Raw genomic sequence first — 25,136 nt, 5'->3', positions numbered from 1 at the left:
CCGTGGAAGCGCTCATGTCCGCCGCGCCCGAGATGCTGTCCCGCATCTGGTGGCCGTTCTGCCGAATTCTCGCCGCGCTCAGCGCCGCGCCGATCATCGGCGAAAGCACCGTGCCGCTGCGCGCGCGCGTCATGCTGTCGCTCTTGCTCGCCGTCGTGGCGCTGCCCGCCGTCGCGCCGGTCGAGGTCGCCGCGTTCTCGGCGCGGGGCGCGCTCGTCGCGGCCGAGCAGATCCTGATCGGCCTGCTGTTCGGCACGATGCTCCATTTCACGCTCGCGATCTTCATGATGCTCGGCTATCTGATCGCGTCGCAGATGGGCCTCGCGATGGCCGTGATGAACGATCCGCTCAACGGAACCTCGTCGGATGCGATCTCGAGCGTGCTGCTCGTCGTCTACATGCTGCTGTTCTTCTCGATCGACGCGCACCTGGTGGTGACGCAGATCCTCTATACGAGCTTCCGCGTCTGGCCCGTCGGCTCGCCGGTCGACCTGCTGTCGCTCAAGCCGTTGCTGTACCAGGTCGGTTGGCTGTTCGCGTCGACGACGCTCCTCGCGGCGCCGATCGTCTTCGCCACGCTCGTCCTGCAGATCGGCAAGGGCTATCTGTCCCGCGCGACGCCCGGCATCAACCTGTTTTCGCTCGGCTTCGCGATCACGACGGTGTTCGGCCTGCTCATGCTCGGTTACATGCTGCCGCATCTGCCGGACCATTATGTCCGTCTGACCCAGCACGTACTGGAGCTGTTGGACCGCTACCTGAGCGCACGTCATGTCTGACCGAGATTCCGGCGACAAAAGCGAGCGCGCGACGCAGCAGAAGCTGAAGCAAGCGCGCAAGCAAGGGCAGATCCCGCGCTCGCGCGATCTGTCGACCGCAATCGGCGTGCTGATCTCGATGAAGGTGCTGCTCGCGCTGTCGCCGTCTTGGCTCGCCGATTTCCGCACGCTGTTTGCGGCCGTTCTCGCAAACGGCTCTCGCGACGGCGCGTCGTCAGCCATGATGGCCATTCCCGTCATGCTGTTCGTCAAGATGCTCGCGCCGTTCTTCGTCATTCCGGCATTGGTGATCGCGGGCTCGCTGTTTCCCGGCGGATGGGTGTTCGCGAGCGCGAACTTCAAACCGAAACTGAGCCGGATGAGCCCGCGCGCGAATCTCGGCAAGCTCGTGTCCGCGCGCCATTACGGCACGTTCGCGCTATCGGCCGCCAAGGCGTTCGCGATCATCGCGGTGCTCTGGCACGTGAGCGCCTCCACGCTTCCCGCGTTCCTGCGCCTGCAGGCGTTGCCGCTGCCCGAAGCCATCGCGCACGGCGCGCGCCTGTTCGTCGACGGCGCGATGACGCTCGCGCTCGTGATTCTGGCGTTCGCATCGATGGACGTGCCGTTTCAGCGCTTCGTCTTCATGCGCGGGCAGCGGATGACCAAGCAGGAAGTCAAGGACGAGCACAAGAACAACGAAGGCCGGCCCGAAGTGCGCGGCCGCATCCGCCAGTTGCAGCGGCAGGCGGCGCAGCGCGCGCTGTCGAAGACGGTGCCGGGCGCCGACGTGGTGATCGTCAATCCGACTCACTACGCCGTCGCGCTCAAATACGACGCCGCGCGCGCCGATGCGCCGTTCGTCATCGCCAAGGGCGTCGACGACATGGCGCTCGTGATCCGCCGGCTCGCCGACGCGCACGGCGTCGAAGTGGTGAGTCTGCCGCCGCTCGCGCGGGCGATCTATTACACGAGCCAGGTCAATCAGCAGATCCCGTCTGCGCTGTACCGCGCCGTCGCACAGGTGCTGACCTATGTCCTGCAACTGAAGGCCTTCCAGGAGGGACGCCGCGGCCTGCGCCCCGACCGGCCCGTCGCCGTCCCCATTCCGGACTCTCTCGCCAAAGTGCAATCACCATGAGCAAACTCTCTCGTCTGGCCGCCGACCTGCGGCAGTACCAGTACGCGACGCCGGCGTTGCTGCTGGCCGTGCTGTCGATGATCATCCTGCCGCTTCCGCCGTGGCTTCTGGACCTGCTGTTCACGTTCAACATCGTCCTCGCGGTGGTCGTGATCCTGGTAAGCGTCTCGGTCAGGCGGCCGCTCGAATTCTCGGTATTCCCGACCATCATTCTCGCCACCACGCTGATGCGGCTCACGCTCAACGTCGCGTCGACGCGCGTCGTGCTGCTGAAGGGCCACGAGGGGACGGACGCAGCGGGCCACGTCATCGAGGCGTTCGGCAAAGTGGTGATCGGCGGCAGTTTCGTGGTCGGTCTCGTGGTTTTCGTCATCCTGATGATTATCAACTTCGTCGTCGTGACGAAGGGCGCCGAGCGGATTTCGGAAGTGTCTGCGCGCTTTACGCTGGATGCGCTGCCGGGCAAGCAAATGGCGATCGACGCCGATCTCAACGCCGGGCTCATCAATCAGGAGCAGGCGCAGACGCGGCGTCGCGAGGTGACGACGGAAGCCGACTTCTATGGCGCGATGGACGGCGCATCGAAGTTCGTGCGCGGCGACGCGATCGCCGGCATCCTGATTCTGCTCATCAACGTGCTGGGCGGACTCGCGATCGGCATGCTGATTCACGGCCTGAGCTTCGCCGAAGCGTTCCAGCGCTACGGGCTGCTGACGATCGGCGACGGCCTCGTCGCACAGATACCGTCGTTGCTGCTCGCCGCGGCCGCGGCGATCATCGTGACGCGCGTCAGCGATTCGGGCAACTTCGAGCAGCAGGTCGGCCGGCAGATGCTGGCGTCGCCGGAGGTGCTGTACAGCGGCGCCGCCGTGCTGCTGATCCTCGCGATGATTCCCGGCATGCCGTGGCTGCCGTTCGGCGGCTTCGCGATCCTGCTCGGCTATGTCGCGTGGCGAGCCGGCAAGTGGCGGCCGCAAGGCGATGACGACGCGCAGGTGCAGGCGCTCGAGACCGCGCTGCACGAGGCCAAGCCGAACGAACCCGACTGGGACGATATCGGCCACGTCGACGCGCTCGCGGTGCGCGTCGGCTATCGGCTGGTCGATTTGATCGACCCCGCGCAAGGCTCGCCATTGCGACGCCGGATGGACGGCATGCGGCGCAGTCTGAGCAGCGCGATGGGCTTTCTGATTCCGTTCATCACCGTACGCGACGATCTCGGACTGCCCCCGTCGTACTATGCGATCCTGATGAACGGCGTCGAGATCGCGCGCGCCGAGCTTCACGCGGACCGCCTGATGGCGATTCCGTCGCCGACCGTTTACGGGGAGCTCGACGGCATTCCGGCGTGCGATCCGGCCTACGGGATGGCGGTGACGTGGATTCAGCCGGACGCGAAAGCGCATGCGCTGGGATTGGGCTATCAGGTGGTCGACGGCGCATCGGTGATCGCGACGCACGTGGACAAGCTCCTGCGCGACCAGCTCGGGGAAATCTTCACGCACGACGACGTCGCCGCGCTGATGCAACGCCTCGGGCAGGCGGCCCCGCGTCTGCAGGAAGCGTTGGAAAAGGCCATGACGTACAACCTGATCCGCAAAGTGATGCGCGCGCTGCTGACCGAAAACGTATCGCTGAAACCGATCGTGCCGATCGCCTCCGCGCTGCTCGACAACGCGGAAGCGACCACCGATCCGATCCTGCTCGCCGCGGAAGTCCGTTGCGCGCTGCGGCAGCACATCGTCACGGACATCGTCGGCGCACGGACGGAAATCGCCGTGTTCAACCTCGCCGGCGAACTGGAAGGTCTGTTGCTGACGACGCTCAGCCAGGCGCAACAGGCCGGCAAGGTGGCGCTCGACAACTTCGCGATTGCGCCTCACGTGCTGGCGAACCTTCAGACCGCCCTGCCCGGCGTCAGGGAACGGATGAAATCGCTCGGCGCCGCGCCGATCCTCGTCGTGCCTCCACAGTTGCGGCCGCTGCTCGGCCGCTATGCACGCCTCTTGGCGCCGGGGCTGCGGGTGCTGTCCTACAACGAGATTCCGGAACAGCGGGAAGTCAGCGTGATCGGTTCGCTGGCGTGACGCGTGACGCGTTCCGTGGACGCAAGCGGCGAGCGATAGAGCGCGAGCAAAAAAACCGCGCCGCGACGGGCCGGACACCCGGCGCCGAGGCTTGCGCGAAGCCCGTGCAACCGCGAACTCCGGCCGACGCTTTAGGCGCCGCGTTCGACGATGCCGAAAACCGAAATCGCTTCCGCCTCCCCCTCTCTGTTTGCCGCGCGCCATTCGCCGGACGCGGTTTCTGCGCATTCCGGCAAACAGCGCTCGCACGCCCCTCGTCGACGGGCGGCACATGCCGCCCATCCGAGGCAGCGCTCGATCGCCGGACCGGCGCCGTCACGATCCGATTCGAGCGGACATGCGCGTAAAAAAGCCCGGATCGAGACGATCCGGGCAAACAGCGCCGTGGACGCTGGAGGGGAACGAAACGGGCGTTCTTCGCGCAACGTTCATAACGGCCCGGCGAACGTCTCGGTCTCCGAAACGAACGCCGCGTCCGCGTCGTCGCCGATGAAGCTCCGGCCGCGAATCGACGCAGCCGCCGCGATAGGCTTCAATGCGTCGGCGCGGCGCTCGCCGGACGGCCGACGTCGAGTCCGAAGCCGTCGGCGCTCGGGCGCGCATCGACTCCGTTGCTGCGCAGCATGCGGCTCCAGGTGTCCGCCGCCTGGCTCGTCAGCAACAGCAGCTCGACCCGACGGTTCACGTCGTGGCTCGGATCGTCCGGCACAGCCGGTATACTGTCGCCCATGCCGGACACCTGGAACAGTTGCGGCTCGCCGAGCCCGCCGTCGATCAACGCCTGACGGGCGCGCAACGCGCGGCGGCTCGACAAGCTCCAGTTGTTGCTGAACACACTGGCGCCGGCATATTGAGTCGCATCGGTATGTCCGACGATCACGAGCTTGTTGGTCACCGACGACAGCACCGGCGCGAGCGCTTTTAGCAACGCGTCGAACTGCAGGTCGAGCACGTCGCTGCGGCGCGCGAACATGCCTTTTTCGCCGGAGTCGTGGATCGTGACGCGCACGCCGTCGTCGTTGATCGCGACGTCGACATTTCCGTCCATGCCGAGCGCATTCGCCTCCGCGAGAATGCGCGCGGCCAGCTTGCGGCGCGCTTCCAACGTATCGATCGTGTCGTCGCGCTCCTTCGCGTCGGCGGGCTCGGTCGCGCGTCCGCGCGGCAACTCGTCGTGAGGAACGAGCACCAGCTTGCGACTGCGTTGCTCGAAAATGCCAACGCCCCCTTCGAAGATAGGCTTGCCCTCGATCTCCGCCCCAACGCGCCTGCGCTCGTCTTCGGGCGTCATGCTCATCACCCACAGCACCATGAAAAGCGCCATCAGCGCGAGCGTGAAGTCCGCGAACGCCACCTTCCACGCGCCGCCACCGCCTTCCTCGTGATGCCTGCCCGCGCGCTTGATGATCGTCGGTCCGTGTCCGGCATCTCTATTCGGATTCATTGCATGCGTCTCCGCGCCGACGTCAAATGTCGCCGATCCACGATTCCAGCTTCGAGAAGCTGGGCTTCACGTCCAGTTGGATCAGCTTGCGGCCGGCGTCGACGGCAAGCAGCGTCGGCTTGCCGGCCACCTGTGCGCACAACACTACCTTCACGCACTCGAACGCCGACATCTCGCTGTTGACGCGATGGACCATCGCGCTCGCGAGCGGCTCCAGCACGCCGTAGCAAAGCAGGATGCCGATGAACGTGCCGACCATCGCGGCCGCCACCTGCAAGCCGATTTCGGATACGTTTCCGCCAATATTGGCCATCGTTGTGACGATGCCAAGCACGGCCGCCAGAATGCCGAATCCGGGCATCGCCTCGGCGACCTTCGACAACGATCGCGACGGCTGCATCAATTCGCCTTCGATTGCTTCGAGTTCCTGATCGAGCATGCTCTCGAGCTCGTGCTGCGTGATGCGCCCCATCGCCATCAGCCGGAAATTGTCGACGATGAACGCGATCAATTGCGGCTGCGCGAGGATCATCGGGTATTTCTGAAAGAGTTCGCTTTCGCGCGGCTCTTCCACATGCTGATCGAGCGCCTTCAATCCGCCGTCACGCACCATCTCGAGCAGTTCGTACAGCATCAGCAGCAACTCTCGCTGAAACTCAGTGCCGTTTCCCTTGCGGGCAATGACCTTCTTGATCTGCACGCCCATCTCGATCAGCACGCTGCGCGGATTGCCCATCACGAGCGCCCCCGACGCCGCGCCGAGAATGATGAGAATTTCGGTCGGCTGCCAGATGCTGCTCAGCGCGCCGCCATGCAGGATGAAACCGCCGAATACGCCGCCCAGTACCAGGAATATGCCGATAGCCAATTGCATGAAATTTCACCGCTTGTTCTGTCATGTCCGTTCGGATTCGCATTGCCGGATGCGCAACGACGCGTGCGTCAAACCGGCCGCCGGCAGCGCGCGGCAAAAGACCGGACGCATTTCGTTAGATAACCGAATTGCCGCCGGAAACCTTCGACCACGCACCGAGCCGGAAGCGACGGCGACCGAACGCCGCCGCGCCGCAGCCGACCGTGCGGCCATGCTAGCGCCGAACGCCGGATGCGCGTCCGTACGCTCCGGCGTTTTCAGAAAAAATCAGGCCGCGTCCGCCCGTTTGCGTGACGAGCCGCGCATGACGGCCGATGCGCGCGCGCCGGACGCGTCGGCGCAGCGGGAACCGCCGGCGCTCGCTCGTCGGAGCGGCGTCGGCGGCCAGGATCGCGCCGTCAGCGCGCGATCGCCACGCGTTCCCGCGCTTACTGCAGCAGCGACAGCACGAGCTGGCTCATCTGGCTCGCTTGCTTGAGCATCGAGCCGCCGGCTTGCTGGAGGATGGTCAGCTTGGCCTGGTTCGCCGCTTCGCTCGCATAGTCGACGTCGCGGATGCTGCCTTCGGCATCCTTCGTATTGCTGGACATGTTCGCCAGGTTCGCGCGCACGTGGTCGAGCCGGTTCTGCCCCGCGCCGATCTCCGCACGAATGCCGCCGACCGAGTCGAGCGCGGCGGACAGCTTCTCCAGCATCGCGTTCGCGTCCTGCGTCGCGGCGATGTCCTTGCCGCCGCCGGACACGCCCGACGCACCCGCCTTGAACACGGCCGAAATGTCGCCGAACGCCTTCGTCACTGCTTCCAGCGCCTTCGACACGTCCAGCGTCATCACTTCGCCCGACGTGTTGCCGATCTGGAATTTCATCTCCTTCGTCAGCTTGCCGGCGCCGGCGCCGCCCGAACCGTTCGCCTGCGCGAACAGCTTTTCGCCGCCGTACGACGTGTTGCCGATGATGTTGATGAGCTCGTTGCCGAGCGCATCGTATTCCTTCTGCATCGCGTCGCGGTCGGGTTGCGTGTAGCTCGAATCCGCGGCCTGCGTCGCGAGATCCTTCATGCGCTGGACGATGTTCTCCACTTCGGCGAACGCGCCCTCTGCCGTTTGCAGCATCGACGTCGCATTGCTTGCGTTCTTGTCCCGCGCCACTTCCATGCCTCTGTGCTGCGCGCGCAGACGCGTCGCGATCTGCAGCCCCGCGGCGTCGTCGGCCGCCGAATTGATGCGATAGCCCGTACCGAGACGGGTCATCGACGTGGTCAGGCTTGCCTGGGAGTTCGCGAGCGCGCCTTGAATGCGCAACGATGCGATATTGGTATGCAGACTAAGCATGTCGATTTCCTGTGTGAGATTGAAGTTTTGCAAACGGGACAACTGCCGTCGCCCCACAGGAACTAGGCGTCGCAATTCCCCGCCGACTTAAATTCCTTGCCTTCGATTCGCGCGGGAAAACGCGATGCCGCGTCGCCGCTCGCGACACGAAGCCCGCGCGTTCTTCATGCCCATAGATCGGATTCGTCGATCGCCTGTTTGATGCGATGACCGTTCCCGCCGTCGCGTACGCCGAGAACGTCGGCGATCATGCGCCGCCGTTTCGCGCGCTTCTCGTCGCGACCCGCCGCGACGGCGTCGACGAAATCGAGAATCTCGCGCTCCGAGCGCGCGCGCGCCAAGCTCTTCATCATGCGCTCGGCGTCCGCGTTGAGGCCCGCGCCTCCTTCGCATTCGAGGTGAAGGATCGGCTTGTCGCAGGCGAGATACTCGTACATCAGCGAGCTCGTGTCCGTAATCAACGCATGCGACGCTTCAAACGCGTGTCGATATAACGGCGACTGATCGATCACGAAGTTTTCGCGCATTTGCGAAAAAGCCATCACGGCGCGCGTGACCGCGGCGCCCTCGGCGGTCAGCGTCAGCAGATCGAAGAGATTGGGATGAGGACGCAAGACGATCGCGACGTCGTCTCGTCGCGCGCTCAAATCGCAGAAGCACTTGAGATAGCGGTCGAACGTCGACCAGCGCAGACCGGCGGGAAAACCCACCGAGAAATGCGGGTTCCACAGCACGACCGTCCGGTTGCCGACGCGCGCGGTCAGCGGATTGCCAGGCGACGCGCGATACGACTGATCGAGCTTCGGATGACCGGTCGCGACGACGCGTCGGATGCTGCCCGGAAGATACTGCTGGAAGCGTTTCCGATGCTGCTCCGAGCGCGCGAAGATTCTCCATGCGAGCGCGTGCGTCTCCATCCGATACTGAAAGCGGCAGTTCGCCGCGCCCCCGCCCATGTCCGGCCCGTATGGAATATAGGCGATCCGGACGCCGCGCGCGTGCAGCGCCTTCGCGTGATAGGCGTCGGAACGGGTCTCGTCATAGGGATTGTGCAGAAACGCGACGTCCGGCGCGTCGAGCACCGGATCGTAGTTCTCGAAATGCACGAAAGGCACGTTCTGTTCAGAAAGAAAAGACCATGACGGCATGCCGATCTGCCTGCCGTTCCTGACGTACGGCAGTGCGACGATCGATGTGTCATAGCGTTCATCGCGCCGGAACGCGTCGTAGACCGACGCATAGCAGTACCAATGGCTCGCGGCCTGAAACAGGAACCGCACTTTCTTCTTCGGATTCATGGCCTGTCATATAGTCGTTGCGCGACGGCGAGATCGGCCGGCGTATCGATGTCCATCGAATCGACTTCGAACGCCGGCACCGGCGTGGTCGTGTCGATCGTTTCGTAGACGAACAGCGCGTCGCGCCGCAGCACGCCGTTGTTCAGTCTCGCGATGCCGGTCCACTCGCAATCGCCCGCGCCCCGATGAAAGCCGGCGCACGCGACGCCGTCGAGCTGTCTCGTCAATGTCATCCGGACCCCGTCGTCGGTGGTCCTGCGGCTGTAGCCGACAGCCGGCCCGTCGCTGCGGGACAAGCTGGTCAGCAGCAGTTCGAACGATATCGGGCAGAACACCACGTCGCCGTCTACCAGCAGGAAATCGTCGTCGATCAGGCGGCTCGCGAGCTTGACGCTGTAAAGCGTGTTGGTGCGATCGAAGTATTCGTTCGGAACGAACACCAGGTCGTTGCGATGGCGCAATGCCTCTTGAATCACGCGTTCCTTCTGATAGCCGACGATCACGAACACGTTCGGCACGTCGGCGAGCGCGCGCAACGTGCGCGCGAGCAGCGTGGTTCCACCGATTTCGGTCAGCGACTTCGGTATCCCGCGATTGAGCCGGGAGCCCACGCCGGCGCACGGTATCACTGCATGCTTAATAGTTTGCATAGCGACCTGCTCGAATAAACGATGTAGTCCGCGTGATTCATCAGATTCAGCGACGGCTCGTGCACGCCGCCGAACGCGATCTTTACGTCGGCGTGACGAAACAGCGCGATGTCGTTTTCGCCGTCCCCCACCGCGATGATCCGGCGATACGAGCGGCGCAGCGCGGCGACCGGCTCGTCTTTTCTCATCAGGTACTTGACGCCGTTCAGCCGACCGTCCTTGACGTCCGCCACGGAACTGAAGCACGGCACGCCGAGCGGGTCGACGAGGTCCCGAATCCAGCAATCCAGATTGCCCGTGACGATCGCGTAGTCGGCGTCGTCACGATCCCGCATGTATTGCACGATGCACTCGTTGATCTCGATCGTCTCGGCGAGATGCGCGCTGATCGTCGCGGGATTCACGTCCCGAAGGAGCCTGACGCGCAGCTTGAACGACATGTCGAACGAAATGACCCCTTGGATGGTCGCCTGCGTCAGCGCGGCGATTTCGTTCGTTATTCCCACCACTGCTGCGATCTCCGGAAGGATCTCCTGTTTGCTCAACGTGCCGTCCAGGTCAAAGCAGATTAGCGTGTCGTTCATGATTTCCGGATTACGATGTAGTGCTGCTTCGTGCTGAGCCGCCCGTTCAGATCCGCGTCGCGATACATCGGCGTCAACGGACCGACGTCGAACGTCCCGTCGAAATTGCTTCCGATCATCCCCAGATAATCGACCGCGCCGCGATATATCACGCTGTAGTCCGCAGCCAGCGTCGACGATGCGAAGTTGCGCAGCGTCAGCCGCGTATCGAACATCTCGATCGGGTCCCGCAAATAGAGCACGCCGCCCGGCTCCATTGCGCGGGCGATGCTCGTCAGACAGTCGGCGAAATCGCCGTCATTCAGATAAATCGATACGCCGGACATCAGGAACACGTCGAACCGCCGCGCACGCGCGAGTTCGGCGATCACGCGGCCGGAGCACGGCGCGGCGCGAAATCCGTAACGATCGTCCGGCACGCCGCGCACCTTCAGCGACCGCTTCGCGTCGTCGACGAATTCGGCGACGAGATCGACGCCGAAGTAATAGGCGACCCGGTCGATGACACCGTCGGCCAGCCTGCCGTTGCCGCATCCGATATCGAGCACGGCCCGCCCGTCGAACTCGATCGACGACAGCAGCATGTCCAGCTCGGCCTGCGCGCGCGCGTGCGCGAGCGCCGGGTTGTCGTCCTGATAAAGCACCTGGACGACCTTGTCCCGGCCGCTCGCCGCGCGGCTCTTGAAGAAGCGATAGGTATCGCGGTAGTCGATCGCGACGCGATCGTTCCGGATTCGGCAGCCGGTCGCTTGCATGGTGGGCTTCTTCATCTCGCGCGCCGTCTTAGGCCGCTTCGCGCGAAATCAGGGAAAAGCCGACCAGCAGCGGATCGACATGGTCGTCGCGACCGAGGCGCCTCTTGCTCCGATACCAGGCGGCGAACAGCGCGGCCACGGCGTCCTCGTCCAGCTCGACGTCGTTCGCCAACAGCGCGCACAGGCTGCGCACGCAGAAGTAATCGAGCGCCAGATCGAGAAACATCTGACCGTACGCCTCTCGCTCGACGGCGGGAAAGACTTCGTGGAAACAGCGATAGAGAAAATAGTTGATCCACGTCTCGTCGTGCTTGTCGAAAAAGATCGCCGCTTCGTTCGACCCTTCGATTTCGCGCAGCGCGTCATCGAGAAAGCCGTCCGACATCAACATCAGTTCGGTTAGCTTAAGGTTCAGCGATTTCGACGCGTGTTCGTCCAAACTGACGCGAAACGGAATCTTCGCGAGCCGCCTCAGATACGAGGCCTTGTAGCGGCTGATCGCCGGCATCTGGCCAAACAGCGTGTGGAAAGCCCCGCCCAGCGCGAGTTGCATCAGCTCGTTGGCCATCGCGAACGGCCGCATCGTCTCAAACCCGTCGCCGCCTCCCTTCGAAAGCTTGTTCAGCAACACGCCGATTGCATACATGCGCTCCTCGATCGACAAGCCGTCGACGATCAGCAAATCGATGCAGGCCTGGTTGACGTCGTTCTGCCAAACGTCCAGCACTGCGCCGTCGACCGGCACCGCCGCCTCTTCGTGCAGCTCGAACGCATCGTGGGCGAACAACATCTCGCGGGACACCGTATCGCATTGAAGGAGCGCGCTATGGCGTACGTGATTCGCCCACGCGTGCGTGACGAGAGGCGGTTGCTCGCGGCAGCTGACGCACCGGCATTGGCTGATGCGCGGTCGTCCGAGCAGGATGAAGTGCGGGATGTAGCTTCCGATTTCGGTCATGGTGCGATCCGGGATGGTTGTTGACGCGACGCGTCGTCGGCTTGAACGGCGGGTGCCCCCATCTTCCGGAAGAAGCCGGCCGCGCGATCGCGTCCGTCTTCGATTTCGTCGAGATAGGCAAAGCTCGGATACAACGCCAGCCAGCGATCCCTCAACATCAGCGGCAGCCACGCCCGATCGAACCGAGCAGCGCCCTCCGCAATGGTGCTCGCCTGCTCCAGATAGCCGATTAGCACGTCGTAATACGATTGGTTAACCGCATAGGCGACCGCTTCGGATGCGAAATTAACTTTTTGCACGCTAGGCAATGTCTTGAGCGGCACGCCGTCGCGCACGTCCGCGCCGAGCAGCACCACCTCCCACCGGATGTCGTCCATCGCGCGCAGCAGGCGATTGACGTTGGCGATCGCCTTCTCCTGGCGGACGAACGCCAGCCGGTCGTCGAGCAGCAGATAATTCCGCCAGCCGGCTTCGCGCGCCGCGCGCGCGATGTCGAGATGGGCGGCTGCATCCCGCGCATGCGCGCCGGTCGCGCGATATTCGACGATCTGCTCGGACGCCACGCCCAGCTCGGCGAGCAATGCGCGAAAGGCGGTCAGCCGCGCTTCGCCATCCGAAGTATTGATGACGACGCGCTCGAAGCACTCCCAGCGCGGGCGCGTCTCGAGCGGCGCGCGGCTGAGTCGGCGGTAATGCCGCAGCAAATACGCGTCGGAGACGAGATCTTCGAGCGTCAATCGCGAACGCTCGCAACTCGCCAGAATGAAGTCCTTGTCGAACGTATTCGCGTCGTGCGATATGCACAGGATCGAACGCATCGGATCGATCTGCAGCACCGGGCTCGTGAAGTCACGCAGGAAGCTGCGCTCTTCCGCCAGCGCGGCGTGATCGTCGTAGCGGTGGGATTTCAGATAATCGCGGTGATAGGCGAAGGTGCCGTTCAGCGCATGCCGCGGCCCGAACGAATAGGTGCGGTAAATCTTGTCGATGTGGCTGTACCAGATGTAAATCTGATCGCTGCCGGACATGGCCGCGCCGCGGCTGCGCATCATCTCGACCGCATGCCGGATCTTGTCCGGCGGATAGAAGTCGTCATCGTCCATGCAGACGATGTAATCGCCGCACGCCAGCTCGTTCAGCTTGTTTCGCTTCTGCCCGATGCTCATGCGCTCGGCTTCGTGATAGTAGCGAATCGACGCCCGATCGGACTGCGCCGCCGCGAGCTGGTCGATCAGATCGCGGTTGCTTTCCGGCGAATCGTCGAGGATCACGAGTTCGCGCCGATCGGCCGGATAATCCTGATACCGGTACATGTAGAGCAGATAAGGCAGGAACGCGCGGCGATTCCAGGTCGGACAGACGACGCTCACGAACGGCGACGCTTCGCCTGCTTCGGCACGCGTTCTCGACAGCAATTGAGACGCCAGGCCGGACAATTTGTCCGGCCGCTTTGCATTGAATTTGCGGCTCACGACGGCTCCTCGATCGAGCTACACTTTTCCCCGCGCCGACGTCGCGCCGACACGATTGCGGCATCGCCGCCCGGCGGCGGCGCTTTGCCTGAATGGCCGTCATTTTCTTGGAGCCATCCGAGCCCCCGCAATCAGACGCATCCGAAATCTCACGACCGTCGCAATGTCATTTGTCGATTTTTGTAAACACACACGCCGATCACACGAGACGGCTTCGCCCACTACCAATCCCCGTCTTCTCTATGGTAATTTGACATCCATATCAAATGCTGATATCGACAGCGCTCGGGATGCGATGCAAACGGGAGCGAGCGATGAAATCCAGTCGCTCCGCGTGCAACAGGATCTTTAGCGCTGTCGAGCGTTCCCCGACGTCTTCAACGCCGACGCGACGGAACCGGATTCTGCCGGCTCCATCCGCCCCGATCATGATTGGAAGAGAGGTGAGCGTCCGACTGCCTCGCTAAAATTCCTCGGCCGGGCAGTACTTTGAGAATCAAGAAATCCACCGTCGATGCGACGTGAATGGTTTCGCGTCCACGGAGCCGCGTCGAACGTGCCCGCATCGCGCCGGCGCGAACGTCGAGAGCCGGACCGCCGCCATCCGGGAGAAAGCCCCGGCATCGCTCCGATTCCCCCCTCTGCTCCAGCCCCTGAATAACGCCTGCTCGAACGAGCGAGGCGAATCGACTCTGTGGATCGAGCCAGCCGAAGCGATCGGTCAACCGTGTTCGCAGATAATCCCGGAGATCGCATCATGCTTTATTTGAGGTATTTTCTGGTTTCTCTGATTTTCTTCCCGATATTTTGCCATGCTAATGACGATCCGCTTTTCACTCCGGAAGAAATTAAATGGATTAGAAATCATCCGGTCGTCAGGGTAACGTCGGATCCGAATCAGAAGCCATTCGATTACATTGAACACGGCGTACATAAAGGTTTGACATCCGAATATCTCGCCGCTATCTCCCGCGTAAGCGGGTTGAGGTTCGAGATGCTCGACAGAGCCCGATGGAGCAGCCTCAGCGAGGCGCTCGTCAAGCATGACGTCGACATGGTGCCGTCGATTGCCGCCGGTCTGCAAAACGACGAGATCAAGAAAAACACCATACTCAGCACGCCGTATTTCGTCGGCACGATGATCGTCGTCACGCGCGAGTCGAAGACCGCGAGCTTCGACCTCGACAAGATCGCGGAAGAAGTGATCGCACTGAAGGGAGGCGGCGCCTACGAGCGCTTTCTGCGCGAACGGTATCCACACGTGCGGCTCGTGGCGACGACGACGACGACCGAAGCGCTCGACGCCGTCGCGAACGGACAAGCCTCGGTGACCGTCGGTCTCGATGTCACGATACTGCCGCTGATCCGGCGGCGCTATCGCGGCCAGCTGTACGTGGCGGGAGCGATCGCGTCGCTGCCGGCCGTGGTCGCGATCGGCACCCGCAAGGATCTTCCGTTGCTGGCGTCGATCATCGACAAATCGCTGAACTCGCTCACCGCACGCGAAATGGACATGATGGTCGACAAATGGATCGAAAGCTCCGATTTCGGCGCGCCGTCATGGGCGTCCATCGCACGCTACTACGCGCTCGAAATCGCGATCGGCCTCGTCGTCTTGTGCGTGCTCGGGCTGCTGGCGATCCGCTTTCGCATTCAATACCAGCTGAAGGCGGAAAGCGAGGCGCGCAAGCTGCGTTTCATCGCCGTCGCGAGTCACGAGATCCGCACGCCGCTGAACGCCATCGTCGCGGCGATCGACCTGCTCAATCGCTCGAACCTGCCGCCGCTGGAAAAGCAGCTGGCCGATACCGCGATCAACGCATCGGCGAATCTTCTCGTGATCCTGGACGACGTCCTCGACATCGCGAAGCTCGACGCGGGCAAGCTGCAACTCGAGCGAGTCGCGAGCGATATTCACGTGGTTGCCGAAAGCGCCGTGCTTCTGATGCAGGAACAGGCCCGCCCGAAAGGCTTGCCGGTCCTGCTGAACATCGACGCGCCGAGGCACCTGACCGTCTACATCGATCAAACACGCGTTCGGCAGATCGTCGTCAATCTGATTTCGAATGCGATCAAATTCACCGAGGTGGGCGGAGTATGGGTCAACGTGGCGTTGAGCGTCGACGACGACGCGACGTCGAACCGCGCGCAATTGATGCTGACCGTTCGCGATACGGGCATGGGCATTCCGGCTGACCGGCAGCGCAGTCTGTTCGAGGCCTTCGAGCAGGCCGACGCGTCGACGACGCGCCGCTTCGGAGGAACGGGGCTCGGCCTGACCATCTGCAAGGAGCTCGTGACGCTGATGGGTGGCTCGATCTGGCTGGAAAGCAGAAAAGGCGCTGGCACGACCGTGTCGGTCACGATCCCGGTCGAGGTGTGCGAAACGGAAACGTGCGCCGGCGCCAAACGCTGCGCCGAGCCGGAACCGGCCCCGCGAGGATACGCGCGGCCCGTCGTACTCGTGGTCGAGGACCATCCGGTCAATCTGCAGATGATCGGCATACAGCTCGCCGCGCTTCACTGCGATGCGACGCTGGTTGGCGCCGGCCAAGCCGCGCTCGACGAAGTCGAGCGCGGCGCGTACGAAATCGTGCTGCTGGACTGCAACCTGCCCGACCTTGACGGTTACACGGTCGCCCGCCGGATCCGCTCGGCCCGCAGCGCGTCACTGCCCTATTTGCCGATCGTCGCCATTTCGGCGCAGACCAGCGACGAGCATCTGAAGCGTTGCATGGAGAGCGGAATGGACGGCGTCCTGCGCAAACCGTTGATACTCAAGGAACTCGCGGCGATGATCGATCTGTGGTGCGCGCCTGCCGACCTTCTCGTGTCGGAGCCGTCGAACGATTCGTACGCAGACGACGTCATGGCCGGCCGGTGCCTCGTCGAGCTGTTCAGGCAGACTTGCGACGAGGATATCCGCACGGCGCGCGAAGCGCTCGAACGGGACGACTTACCGGCGGCGAAGGCGTCCGTCCATCGAATCAAAGGGGCGGCGCAAAGCCTGGGATTCGGACCGGTCGCGGAGCTTGCGCAATCGCTCGAAGACACGCTCGCGAACGCAAACAATTCGACCGACCGTCGGGCGGCGAGCGAAAAAGCGATTCGCCTGCAGCAGCAGCTCGCGGCGATCGACGCCAGCCGGCCCTCGGCCCAGCCGCCCGCACGCGGGATGCACTGCACATACGGCCAGCCGCGATCCTTGTCGGCCGGAATGACCGGGCCGGCGGAATCGGCCGGCGCAGCGACGCCGGCAAGCAGGCAGCCCGACGCGCGCGCGTGAGCACGCCGCCAGCCCGGACGCACGCGTCTGTCGGTCGCGATGCACGCCGGCCGTCGCCGCGTCGATCGCGACTTCGCCGGCGCGCGCGCAGGCTTACTCGCCGCAACGGCCGACGTCGGCCAACGCGCCGTCCGCGCGCTCGAGACTGACGAGATCCCGTTTCAATTTGAACAATTCCGCGTCGCTCAATATGCCCAGCTTCCGGTAGGCGCTCATCTTCTGAGTACTGATCGTCTTGTTGCTGCGATTGAGCTTCGCGGCGATTTTGCCGACCTCGCTTCCCTCCATGACGAGGCGTAGCACCTCCAGTTCGCGCGGCGTCAACACGGACGCGAGGCTCGTCGGCATCCCGCCGTCCTTGCCTCGCTCCCTCGACGCGGACACGATCATGTCGTCTCGATCCGACAGCGACGGATGAACATACGACTCACCGGCCGCGACCCGCCGAATGGCGGATACGAGTTCGACCAGCGGACGCTCCTTGCCGATGTAGCCGTTCGCGCCGGCCATGATCGCCAGCTTGACGAGAGAAGGCTGATGATGCGCGGACACCACCAGAAGCCGGGAAGCGGGAAACTTGATGCGCAGTCGCCGGATCAGGCTGACGCCGTCGACGTCCTTTGGACCGAGCGCGTAGTCGATCAGGAGGACGTAATCGACGTGCTCGAGTTCTGCGGATTTGCGTACTAGATAGTCTAAAAGCTCACGCGAATTGTCGAACATCGCGAGTACCGTGATGTCGCTCTCCCGATTCAAATGATGAGCCAGGCCTCGCAACACGACTTCATGGTCGTCGAGCAAGACGATTCCGAGCTGTGCCCCATATTTCGGCACATGTATCTTTCGTGTAACCACGCTACCCCGATCTCGATGTAATGTGCGACAACTATTACACATTATGACACAATAATTTCATCAATTATTTAATTGGCAACAATCCGCTATTCGTTGCCCGCAGGGCTATCGTGCGATCAGCGCGGGCGCGATTTGCCGCGTACGCATTGTTTTCAATTGCAATGCTCGATCTCAATAAAGCCGCACATAAAATGCTGCTTTGCTTTCCGGAAAGCCCCTTCTACTCCGCGCATCGCAATCGCATATCGTTCGATGTCCGATGCAGGTGGCGCACGATGGCGCATCCCCGCGCGCCCGCTTATCGAATCGCGCCGTTCGTCGCCGATTCGCCTTGAGGGCGAAGCCGTCCAGTTAGTCGCACAGCCATGGGATTCGAAATGCGAGCGTCGCGGCGCTTCGACGAACGAACGTCGCGTACGCGCCGCGATGTTCTGCCATATTTTTTTGACTTTTACTTTCGATTTTCGATTTCGACCTTCTCTTCCGCCATCGATTTTTTATTTTCTATTTTTGGCGTGCGGCGTCCAATCGCCGGTGGGCAAACGCGACAATTTCACGCATAGGCCGCCGCTCGGCACGGACCGCGCGCCGCAAGCCGGGCACGCCCGGCATCTTGACGAGACGTTCGTGACGCTGCGCGGCGAGCCGTATCTGTTGCGGCGTGCAGCCGACGAGCATGCCGCCGGACTCGACGTGCTGGTGCAAAAGCGAGCGGGTCTTTCGGTTTCCGCCTGCCAAGCCACCGAGCAATGGCGTCGCGACTCAAGATGCGGTCAGCGCAGTGGAGACAGAGCGCCGAACGTTCTACGGCGTTTATGCGTCGCGATGTCCGCGACGGACTTTCCGCCGAATCGGCCATCGACGTGGAGCGGTGCGATCGGCCTGATTGCATCCGTGGCTATCCGAAATGACACGTGCAAACTGGAAACGTCGGGCTAGTGCCGCCGCATTCCGCCAGCCCCGCTCATTCCGCCGAACCGATGGACTCCGCCGAACCCGCGCCCCCCACCGACAGGAAATGGACCACGGTGAAAGCCTGTTCCCATTGGCATACCAAAGCGGCGGTGATCCATCTGATTGAAGTGATCAAAGCGATGGAAATGACGGAAGTGATGGAAACGGTCGACAAAGATGAAGCTCACGCCCGCACCGATGAAAAGCGGCGGCCCCCAATACCAGGGGTCGGGGTACGGGTAGGCCGCGAGCGGATACCACAGAACGCTACCATCGGGACTTTGCACGATCTGCCATGTTCCGTCACTTTGCAGGCACGCACGCCCCACGACCTGCTGTACCGTACCGTCGATATCCGCCTGCCCGAGGACCGCACGGCAATTGGTGCCGTAGGCCGGCAGATCGTCATACATTTGAGCAAAGGCAGACGCGGACAAGCCAAGACCGACGAGTCCCATTCCGAAACGAAGCAAGTTGCGCATGATCGGCTCCTGCATTGACCCCGACCACTTGACACACGGTGTCACTGGCAGACTCAGCACATTGGTTTGCTTGCGCCAATTCACAACGCCGCGGTAGCGGTTTGCCGCTTGGTACAGAGTCGCCTGATGAGTAAACGACGCGGCACGCCGGGCTATTCCAGGGGTGTGGCTACAAATGGCGACGCAGCTCCGTTACCGTGTCGGGCCGACCACCTCTGTTATCGGAGGGCCATCACGCGCAGCATCGGCCGCCCGCGAACATTCCTCAGTGGGAAGAACGACTGATGTGTTGCCGAGTCGACCGCGACAACATGCGCGTTGGGTCCGAGATGCCCTTCGCCTATTTTTTCGACCCTGGCGCCGCTCACGCGGAACATCGAAACCGTACCTGTTTCACCCCCGATATAAAGTATGCCCAGTGTCGAGTCCAGCGCCAGTACGTCCGGCTCGGCCCCGGTATTGAACGATTGGCCAACCTGCTTCGAGCGCATATCGAAGACAATCAGCTTGTCGTTGCCCTCGCACGCGATAAAGGCCAGACGATTGCGCGGATCGATCAACAGGCCGTGATTGCCTTTGACACCCGGCAGATCGAAGCGGCCTACGACACGATCCGTCGTCGGGTCGATTTCGACAACCTGACGTCGCGTCTGGACGTTCACGAAGATATGACGGGAGACCGGATCGTATTGCGAGTTGCCGGCCTCGCCCTCAAGCGGAATCATTGTGACGCGCCGGTTGGTCCGAACGTCGATAACGGTTTCCGTTTCCCCGTATTCATCGGATACGTAAAGCTTGCCCATGTCCGGCGCATAAGCCATCCCGTCCGGATAATGCCCGCCCGGCATGCGCGCGACGATTTTCAGCGTCGCCGCGTCGATTGCGACGATCTCGTCGGTGCCGGTTGCCGATGCGAATACGCGCGACAGCGCCGGAACGGCAAGAACGCCGTGCACCGACGCCACACCTGCAATTCGCGCCGTCACACGTGTCGCACGCGTGTCGAAAACGATCACTTCTCCATCGCCCAGGTGCGCAATGAAGAGCAGGTTGCGGCTCGTGTCCAGGCTCGCGTAGTCGAGCCGCGTCGGGTTGCCGGGTAGCGGAATGTCCGCGACGTGCTTCAACGGCAGGCTACCGAGCGCGAGGTTGTCTCCTGCGGCGTAACCCCAACGGACAACAATGCTCGTCGCCGCAAACACGATAGTCAACGCAACAAGCAGGAGAAAGTCGAAGCGCCGGTGTTGGAAGTGTTCCATGACGGATTCGTCCGAGCCACACCGCTATGGCCCGCTCCCTTCGTCGGGTTTGATGTGGCGAAAGGCGGCAAGCAACGAAAGGTCGTAGGCGATCTTCAGTGTCCCGCACGCGACAAGTGGCGCACCGAGCCAGCCAAGGCCGAACAGACCGCCCGCGAGCGTCGGCGCGATCGCGGCCGCGAGGCTGCGCGGCACGGACGTGAAGCTCGCGGCGGCGGGACGCTCCGCTGGCGTGACGACGGCCATGACGTATGAGGTTCGCGTCGGCACGTCCATCTGGGACAACGCACTGCGTACGAGCAGGAGCGTCAACGTCATCGGCAGCGACGGGGCAAAGGCCGCTCCGATCAGGCAGAGGCTCGACGGGATATGCGTGAATACCATCGTGTTCAACAGGCCGATCTTGCGTGACAGCGGTGCGGCGACGAGTTGGGAGCCCGCGTTGAGCAGTCCGGCCCAGAAGAAGAATTGCCCCGTCGCGCCGATCGAAAGGCTGAAGCGTTGCATCAACCATAGCGACAACAGTGAATTGACGACGAGGCCGCCAGCGAACGCGTCGACGCTGAACAGCAGCGCAAGACGCATAACGATGTGCCTGGACGGTCCGAGCGAACGGGTGGCCGTCACCGTGCGTGTTCCGGTGCGCGGCAACCGGCCGTACAACACGCAGATCGTGGTTCCTATCACCGCATAAACGAGAAACATCGCACGCATGGCGGCGAGGCGCGAGATCCCGGCATGCGAGGCAAGCCAAAGCGGCATTCCCGCCGCGAGCGAGCCCAATGCGGCCGATATGGCGCCGACCAGGCTGTAGCGCGCAAACAGCGCGGTGCGCGCGCCACCGGTCGCCGCTTCGGCGAGCCGCGCCTGCTCGAGCGGCAAGAAGAGACTGACATCACCGGAACTTGGGTTAAGCGTGCCGATGAATGCGACGACAAGCAGCGGCCACAATGTCGACAGGCTGGCGAAGCCGATACCGGTGGCGGTCATCAGGACCGCCGCGAGCGTGAGCATCCGGCGGTGCGGGTAGCGGCTGGCCACCATGCCGACGGCAATGGTCGCGAAGGCCGAACCCATCAGTGTTGCAGTGCTGATCAATCCGACATGGACCTGCGCGAATCCAAGCGAAAGCAGGTACGCGGGGAGCAAAACAGCGATAAAGCCGTCGCAAAAGCCGCGCAGACCGCGGCTCGCGAGAATGATCCACGCCGCATGTTCCGCGCCGCCCGGAACGAAGCGGCGTGAAAGACGGATCGCGAATGAGACGGCAGCGCAGCCGCCAGGATCGTGCATCGCGCTTCACCCTATATCGAGTGCGTCCTGCATCGCCATGTCGCGTCACGACTGCTCGTGATCGCCGACGCGCATGCCGGACAACCCGACTGAAATCGAATACAGGCCGATTGCAACCGGCGCGGGATTGAGCCGTCCGGTATCCGCGCCCAATCTTTCGAAGATACCCGGACCGGTGGCCGACATGTTTGTCTGGCGTGTCATTTTCGCCTCCCGGCAATGCGACGAGTCAACGATGGAGGAACGGGTACGCCACCAGTCCAACGAGTGCCGCTGCGATCACGATCACCGGCTCCTGCAGTTTCTTGAAGCGCCAAAGCAGAACGACGGTCACAACGGCGAGGATGGCAGTCGGGACGTCGACGATCGAACGCTTCGCGATCACGAGAACCGAGCCCGAGATCGCGCCGACGGCCGCCGCGGTGATGCCGTCGACGAACGCCTTGACACCGGGACGGTGTCCGTACTTCTTGACGTAAGGCGCCGGGATGACGGTGAACAGATAGCACGGCAGGAACGTGCCGAGCGCGGCGATGCACGCACCGGGCAAACCCGCCACCAGGTATCCGATGAAGCCGACGGTAATCACGACCGGCCCCGGCGTGATCATCGCGACCGCAACCGCGTCGACGAATTGCTTGTCGTTGAGCCAGTGATGCTCGGTGACGACACCGCCATACAGGAACGGCACGATTGCGAGCCCCGACCCAAACACGAACGCGCCGGCCTTCGCGAAGAACACGCCGATCTGTCCGAGCAGCGGAAGATCGACACCGCTCAGCAGGCCGCTTGCGGCGGGCAGGTTCGCGCCGACAAGCGCATGCAACCCGCTCTTGTGCAGCCATTTGGGCGGAGCGCGCCGAAGCCAGCCGATCAGCCCCGCGACGATGAAGAGCCACGCGATTTCCGATTCCGTGATGAAGGTCACGGCGGCGAGTGTCAGGAAAATGGCCCAGAGCAGCTTGTCATGGCCGACGGTTTTCGTCGTGAGCTTGTACGCGCTCGTCGCGATGATGCCGACTACCGCGGCCCCGACGCCGTAGAAGACCGCCTGCATCCACGACAGCCCCCCGAAGTGCACATATGCGAAGCCGAGCGCGAGCACCATCAGGAACGACGGCAACACGAACGCAAACCCAACGAGAGTTGCACCGATGACACGGTAATGGACGTAACCGAGATAGATCGCGAGCTGGGCAGCCATCGGTCCGGGGGCGAGCTGGGCCAGCGTGAGCCCTTCCTTGTAGTCCGCCTCGGTAATCCAGCCGCGTCGTTCGACGAGATCCCGGCGCATATAACCTGCAAGTGCAACCGGTCCGCCAAAGCCGAACGTGCCAAGACGCAGCATGTATCCGATCAGTTGGCCCAATGAGTAGGTCGGCGCAGCCGCCGTCACGGTGGTCATGAGCGCTCCGAGGCCTCGTTCTTTCCATTCGAGGCGAAATGCGCGTAAAGCGAGTCGAGCACCGAGCCCATCTGCTCCAGCAACTGATCGTCATTCTCGACACGTCGGCGAGTGCCGGCCATGACTGCCTCGAATCCGACCGTCTCGGGCAACGCAGGACCGCCGACGTCGAGCGCATGCACAATCTCGCCGAGTCGCAGCAACGCAGGATCCTTGTCGAGCCCGAAGCTCGCTAGCAGTACCTCGAACGTCACACGCTCGCCGACATGGGTAAACGTGGCGCCGTCGAAATCGAAGCCCAGCGCGTGAGGCGAGCAATCCGTCGGCGACGCGAGCCAGACGAAGCGGGCTCGCGCGTCGATGAAACGGTGAATCAGCCATGCGCTGGCGACGCGATCGACCCACATGCGCTGACGCGTCGCCCAGATACGCCCTTGATACTCGTCGATAGAAAGCAGACGGATTGCCCGATCCGCTGCGTGCGGCTCGCCCGGTGACAGCACAGTGTCGACCCGCGCGATGAAGTCCTGCCAGGCGACTTCCGCTCGGGTTGCCGAATCGCCCGGGAAGTAGTCGATCGCCCGGATGGCCTCGTAGTCTTTTCGCAGGCGGCGCAGCAGTCGAGCCAGTTCGGCGGCCGATTGCCCTGAAAGCGTTTTGCGGGCATCCGAAAGGCCTCGTGCGAAGGTGGCGTAGTCCTCATCGCGATCGAAGAGCGCTCGGAATTCCCGCTCTTGCGACGCGTCGAGGCTCGGCGCGCGCAACAGGTAGGCGGTGCCGCCGCTTTCGGCGATCGCACCCGCGAGTTCGCGCAGCATGCACTCACGCTCTTCTGTATACGGCAGCAGGTAAATGCCGTCGCGCAACACCGCGCAGCCCTTTGCCTTGAGTGCGCGCCAGAACCGCATGCGGGCCGTCGCGTTCTCCGTAGGCAGGGTCAGAACAAGAAGCGACCAAGTCGAGATGTCGATCATGTAGTGAATGCTACTCACACGTAACGACATCTACAAGTTCGTCATCGCGAACCTGCCTCATGGCGTCGCGATCGTCGCGTGCGGCGTGTCCCCGTATTCGACCAGACCCGCCAAACGCTTCACGGCGCAACGACAAGTGCTGTGTGCATGCCCGCCGCATAGTGTCCCGGCCTGTTGCAGATCAGGGCGTAGCGGCCGGGCGCGAGCTTGAATGACATCCGCTTGCTCTGACCCGGTGCGATATCCTCGACTTCCCCGATCTTTCTCAGCTTCCGCTCCAGCACCTGCCCCTTGCTGACGGGCAGCGCGTCATCGGCAAGATCCGTCTTCAGCACGACGAGTTCGTGCTCCATGTTGTTGGTCGCGGAATTTTTGACGTCAAGTGTGACGCGTCCCGCCTTTACGTTGTGTGTGTCGAGTTGGATCGAGTCCGACTGCAACGTTGCCTTGATGGTGTGTTGAGCACAGGCGGCATTCGAAATCGCGCCGAGCGCGGCGACATTGACGAAAATGACGATTCGGTAAGCGACACGCATGGCTGCCTCCTTTGCATCGAGACGCCGCAGTTGCCAAGAGCCGAGCGATTGCCATGCGCCGATTCATCGAGCGCGCAAACACGCCTGCCTGAGCAAAGGCATGAACACTTCCTGCAGCGAGCGGTACGTGCAGTAAACGCCTGCGCGGAGAACTTATTCCTGGATCGATTCGGAGAACAGGAAGGGCGGATCGCGGTGCGTCTCACGGCTGGGATATCGCGGCGCCTCAAACGGCTTGCGCCTCGTTCCGGCATCTTCGGCAAGTGGCCGCGTGCCCGCCGGAATCATCTCGGCGTTCCCGTGCCGGCCGCACATCGAACATCATCGCCGTTGCCGACAGCCGAGGACGGATGGAGGCCGGCGATTGAATTTCGACAATCACGATTTAAAGCGCATTTAATCCATTCTTGTCCCATTACAAATTGGCAATCTTTAAATTACCATTCAACAATATCGAGGTTATCCAACGACATACTGCACCAATCTAATATCGTATTAGATCGAAAAAATTCAGGCATGAACAGTTATCAAGAGTACAAACAACACGCCAAATCGCTTCAGGCATCCCTGGTGTCGATGGCGGTCAAAATCCGCGCTTTTCCGGCGGCGTCATGTAACGGCGGCATGACACAAGTTTCAAAATCGACGTTGCAGGAGCGACGAACCTGTCGGAAGCGGGATATTGACGCGGGGCGCGACGTAAGGAGCCCGTAGGGCGACTGGAGGCGCGCCCCGCGTCG

At 62.7% G+C, this 25,136-nt stretch carries 21 protein-coding genes and 1 pseudogene; 5 read left to right on the top strand and 17 right to left on the bottom strand.

Annotated elements, in window-relative coordinates; genetic code table 11:
- Positions 1-2: 2 nt before the first annotated feature.
- Genes fliR through WS62_RS06520 form a run of 3 tightly spaced genes read left to right on the top strand, consistent with a single transcriptional unit; the run spans position 3 to position 3,986 of the window.
- Complete coding sequence (gene fliR, locus WS62_RS06530; RefSeq protein WP_066569201.1) at positions 3-779, top strand: flagellar biosynthetic protein FliR; 777 nt, start codon at positions 3-5, stop codon at positions 777-779.
- Positions 772-1,899, top strand: a complete 1,128-nt coding sequence (flhB, locus tag WS62_RS06525) for a flagellar type III secretion system protein FlhB (RefSeq protein WP_066569198.1) — start codon at positions 772-774, stop codon at positions 1,897-1,899. Before fliR ends, flhB begins: the two co-directional genes overlap by 8 nt.
- Complete coding sequence (locus tag WS62_RS06520; protein ID WP_066569195.1) at positions 1,896-3,986, top strand: flagellar biosynthesis protein FlhA; 2,091 nt, start codon at positions 1,896-1,898, stop codon at positions 3,984-3,986. Before flhB ends, WS62_RS06520 begins: the two co-directional genes overlap by 4 nt.
- 532 nt (positions 3,987-4,518) lie before the next feature.
- Here WS62_RS06520 and WS62_RS06515 read toward each other — a convergent pair.
- The 9 genes from WS62_RS06515 to WS62_RS06475 all read right to left on the bottom strand — a co-directional run bounded on the left by WS62_RS06515 (position 4,519) and on the right by WS62_RS06475 (position 13,352).
- Positions 4,519-5,430 (bottom strand): flagellar motor protein MotB, encoded by a 912-nt coding sequence (locus WS62_RS06515; protein ID WP_066569193.1) that lies wholly within the window; start codon positions 5,428-5,430, stop codon positions 4,519-4,521.
- 22 nt (positions 5,431-5,452) lie between these two features.
- Positions 5,453-6,304, bottom strand: coding sequence for a flagellar motor stator protein MotA (gene motA / locus WS62_RS06510; protein WP_066569190.1), 852 nt, complete (start codon positions 6,302-6,304; stop codon positions 5,453-5,455).
- 428 nt (positions 6,305-6,732) lie between these two features.
- Positions 6,733-7,635: a flagellin N-terminal helical domain-containing protein gene (locus WS62_RS06505; RefSeq protein ID WP_066569189.1), complete on the bottom strand. Its 903-nt coding sequence runs from the start codon at positions 7,633-7,635 to the stop codon at positions 6,733-6,735.
- Positions 7,636-7,799: 164 nt separating this feature from the next.
- Positions 7,800-8,933 (bottom strand): CDP-glycerol glycerophosphotransferase family protein, encoded by a 1,134-nt coding sequence (locus WS62_RS06500; RefSeq protein ID WP_066569188.1) that lies wholly within the window; start codon positions 8,931-8,933, stop codon positions 7,800-7,802.
- Positions 8,930-9,583, bottom strand: coding sequence for a phosphocholine cytidylyltransferase family protein (locus WS62_RS06495; RefSeq protein WP_082720755.1), 654 nt, complete (start codon positions 9,581-9,583; stop codon positions 8,930-8,932). The genes WS62_RS06500 and WS62_RS06495 overlap by 4 nt, the downstream gene beginning before the upstream one ends.
- Positions 9,559-10,167, bottom strand: a complete 609-nt coding sequence (locus tag WS62_RS06490; protein ID WP_066569187.1) for an HAD-IB family phosphatase — start codon at positions 10,165-10,167, stop codon at positions 9,559-9,561. The genes WS62_RS06495 and WS62_RS06490 overlap by 25 nt, the downstream gene beginning before the upstream one ends.
- Positions 10,164-10,937, bottom strand: coding sequence for a class I SAM-dependent methyltransferase (locus WS62_RS06485; RefSeq protein ID WP_066569186.1), 774 nt, complete (start codon positions 10,935-10,937; stop codon positions 10,164-10,166). The genes WS62_RS06490 and WS62_RS06485 overlap by 4 nt, the downstream gene beginning before the upstream one ends.
- Positions 10,938-10,950: 13 nt before the next feature.
- Entirely contained in the window at positions 10,951-11,667 is a 717-nt protein-coding gene (locus WS62_RS06480) for a tRNA-ribosyltransferase (protein WP_231748217.1), read from the bottom strand.
- A gap of 209 nt (positions 11,668-11,876) precedes the next feature.
- Positions 11,877-13,352 (bottom strand): glycosyltransferase family 2 protein, encoded by a 1,476-nt coding sequence (locus WS62_RS06475; RefSeq protein WP_231748216.1) that lies wholly within the window; start codon positions 13,350-13,352, stop codon positions 11,877-11,879.
- A 757-nt stretch (positions 13,353-14,109) separates the two neighbouring features.
- Between WS62_RS06475 and WS62_RS06470 the strand changes: the two genes are divergently transcribed.
- Positions 14,110-16,638 (top strand): ATP-binding protein, encoded by a 2,529-nt coding sequence (locus tag WS62_RS06470; RefSeq protein ID WP_082720754.1) that lies wholly within the window; start codon positions 14,110-14,112, stop codon positions 16,636-16,638.
- A gap of 93 nt (positions 16,639-16,731) precedes the next feature.
- Here the strand turns inward: WS62_RS06470 and WS62_RS06465 are convergent, their stop codons facing one another.
- Entirely contained in the window at positions 16,732-17,439 is a 708-nt protein-coding gene (locus WS62_RS06465; RefSeq protein WP_231748215.1) for a LuxR C-terminal-related transcriptional regulator, read from the bottom strand.
- Between the two features lie 628 nt (positions 17,440-18,067).
- Between WS62_RS06465 and WS62_RS32805 the strand changes: the two are divergent.
- A pseudogene (locus tag WS62_RS32805) lies at positions 18,068-18,204 on the top strand (IS6 family transposase); the annotation flags it as partial.
- Between the two features lie 224 nt (positions 18,205-18,428).
- On the opposite strand, the gene WS62_RS06455 reads toward WS62_RS32805, so the two are convergent.
- From WS62_RS06455 to WS62_RS06430, 7 genes are all read right to left on the bottom strand, one after another.
- A complete protein-coding gene (locus WS62_RS06455) occupies positions 18,429-18,929 on the bottom strand; it encodes a hypothetical protein (protein ID WP_066569357.1) in 501 nt (166 codons plus the stop codon).
- A gap of 218 nt (positions 18,930-19,147) precedes the next feature.
- The gene (locus tag WS62_RS06450; RefSeq protein ID WP_066569169.1) at positions 19,148-20,188 is read right to left on the bottom strand and encodes a YncE family protein; all 1,041 of its coding nucleotides are present in this window, start codon (positions 20,186-20,188) and stop codon (positions 19,148-19,150) included.
- Between the two features lie 24 nt (positions 20,189-20,212).
- Positions 20,213-21,481 (bottom strand): MFS transporter, encoded by a 1,269-nt coding sequence (locus WS62_RS06445; protein WP_066569168.1) that lies wholly within the window; start codon positions 21,479-21,481, stop codon positions 20,213-20,215.
- A 45-nt stretch (positions 21,482-21,526) separates the two neighbouring features.
- Complete coding sequence (locus WS62_RS36050) at positions 21,527-21,685, bottom strand: hypothetical protein (RefSeq protein WP_156440887.1); 159 nt, start codon at positions 21,683-21,685, stop codon at positions 21,527-21,529.
- A 25-nt stretch (positions 21,686-21,710) separates the two neighbouring features.
- Positions 21,711-22,886, bottom strand: a complete 1,176-nt coding sequence (locus tag WS62_RS06440) for a chromate transporter (RefSeq protein WP_082720752.1) — start codon at positions 22,884-22,886, stop codon at positions 21,711-21,713.
- Positions 22,883-23,860, bottom strand: a complete 978-nt coding sequence (locus WS62_RS06435) for a chromate resistance protein ChrB domain-containing protein (RefSeq protein WP_066569355.1) — start codon at positions 23,858-23,860, stop codon at positions 22,883-22,885. The genes WS62_RS06440 and WS62_RS06435 overlap by 4 nt, the downstream gene beginning before the upstream one ends.
- Before the next feature lie 119 nt (positions 23,861-23,979).
- Complete coding sequence (locus WS62_RS06430; protein WP_066569167.1) at positions 23,980-24,396, bottom strand: cupredoxin domain-containing protein; 417 nt, start codon at positions 24,394-24,396, stop codon at positions 23,980-23,982.
- Positions 24,397-25,136: the final 740 nt, after the last annotated feature.

Source organism: Burkholderia sp. ABCPW 14 (assembly GCF_001523835.1).
In the GTDB taxonomy this organism is placed as follows: Bacteria; Pseudomonadota; Gammaproteobacteria; order Burkholderiales; family Burkholderiaceae; genus Burkholderia; species Burkholderia mayonis.
The sequence above is the reverse complement of the archived record's forward strand: the minus strand, read 5'-3'. Positions and strand labels throughout refer to the sequence as shown.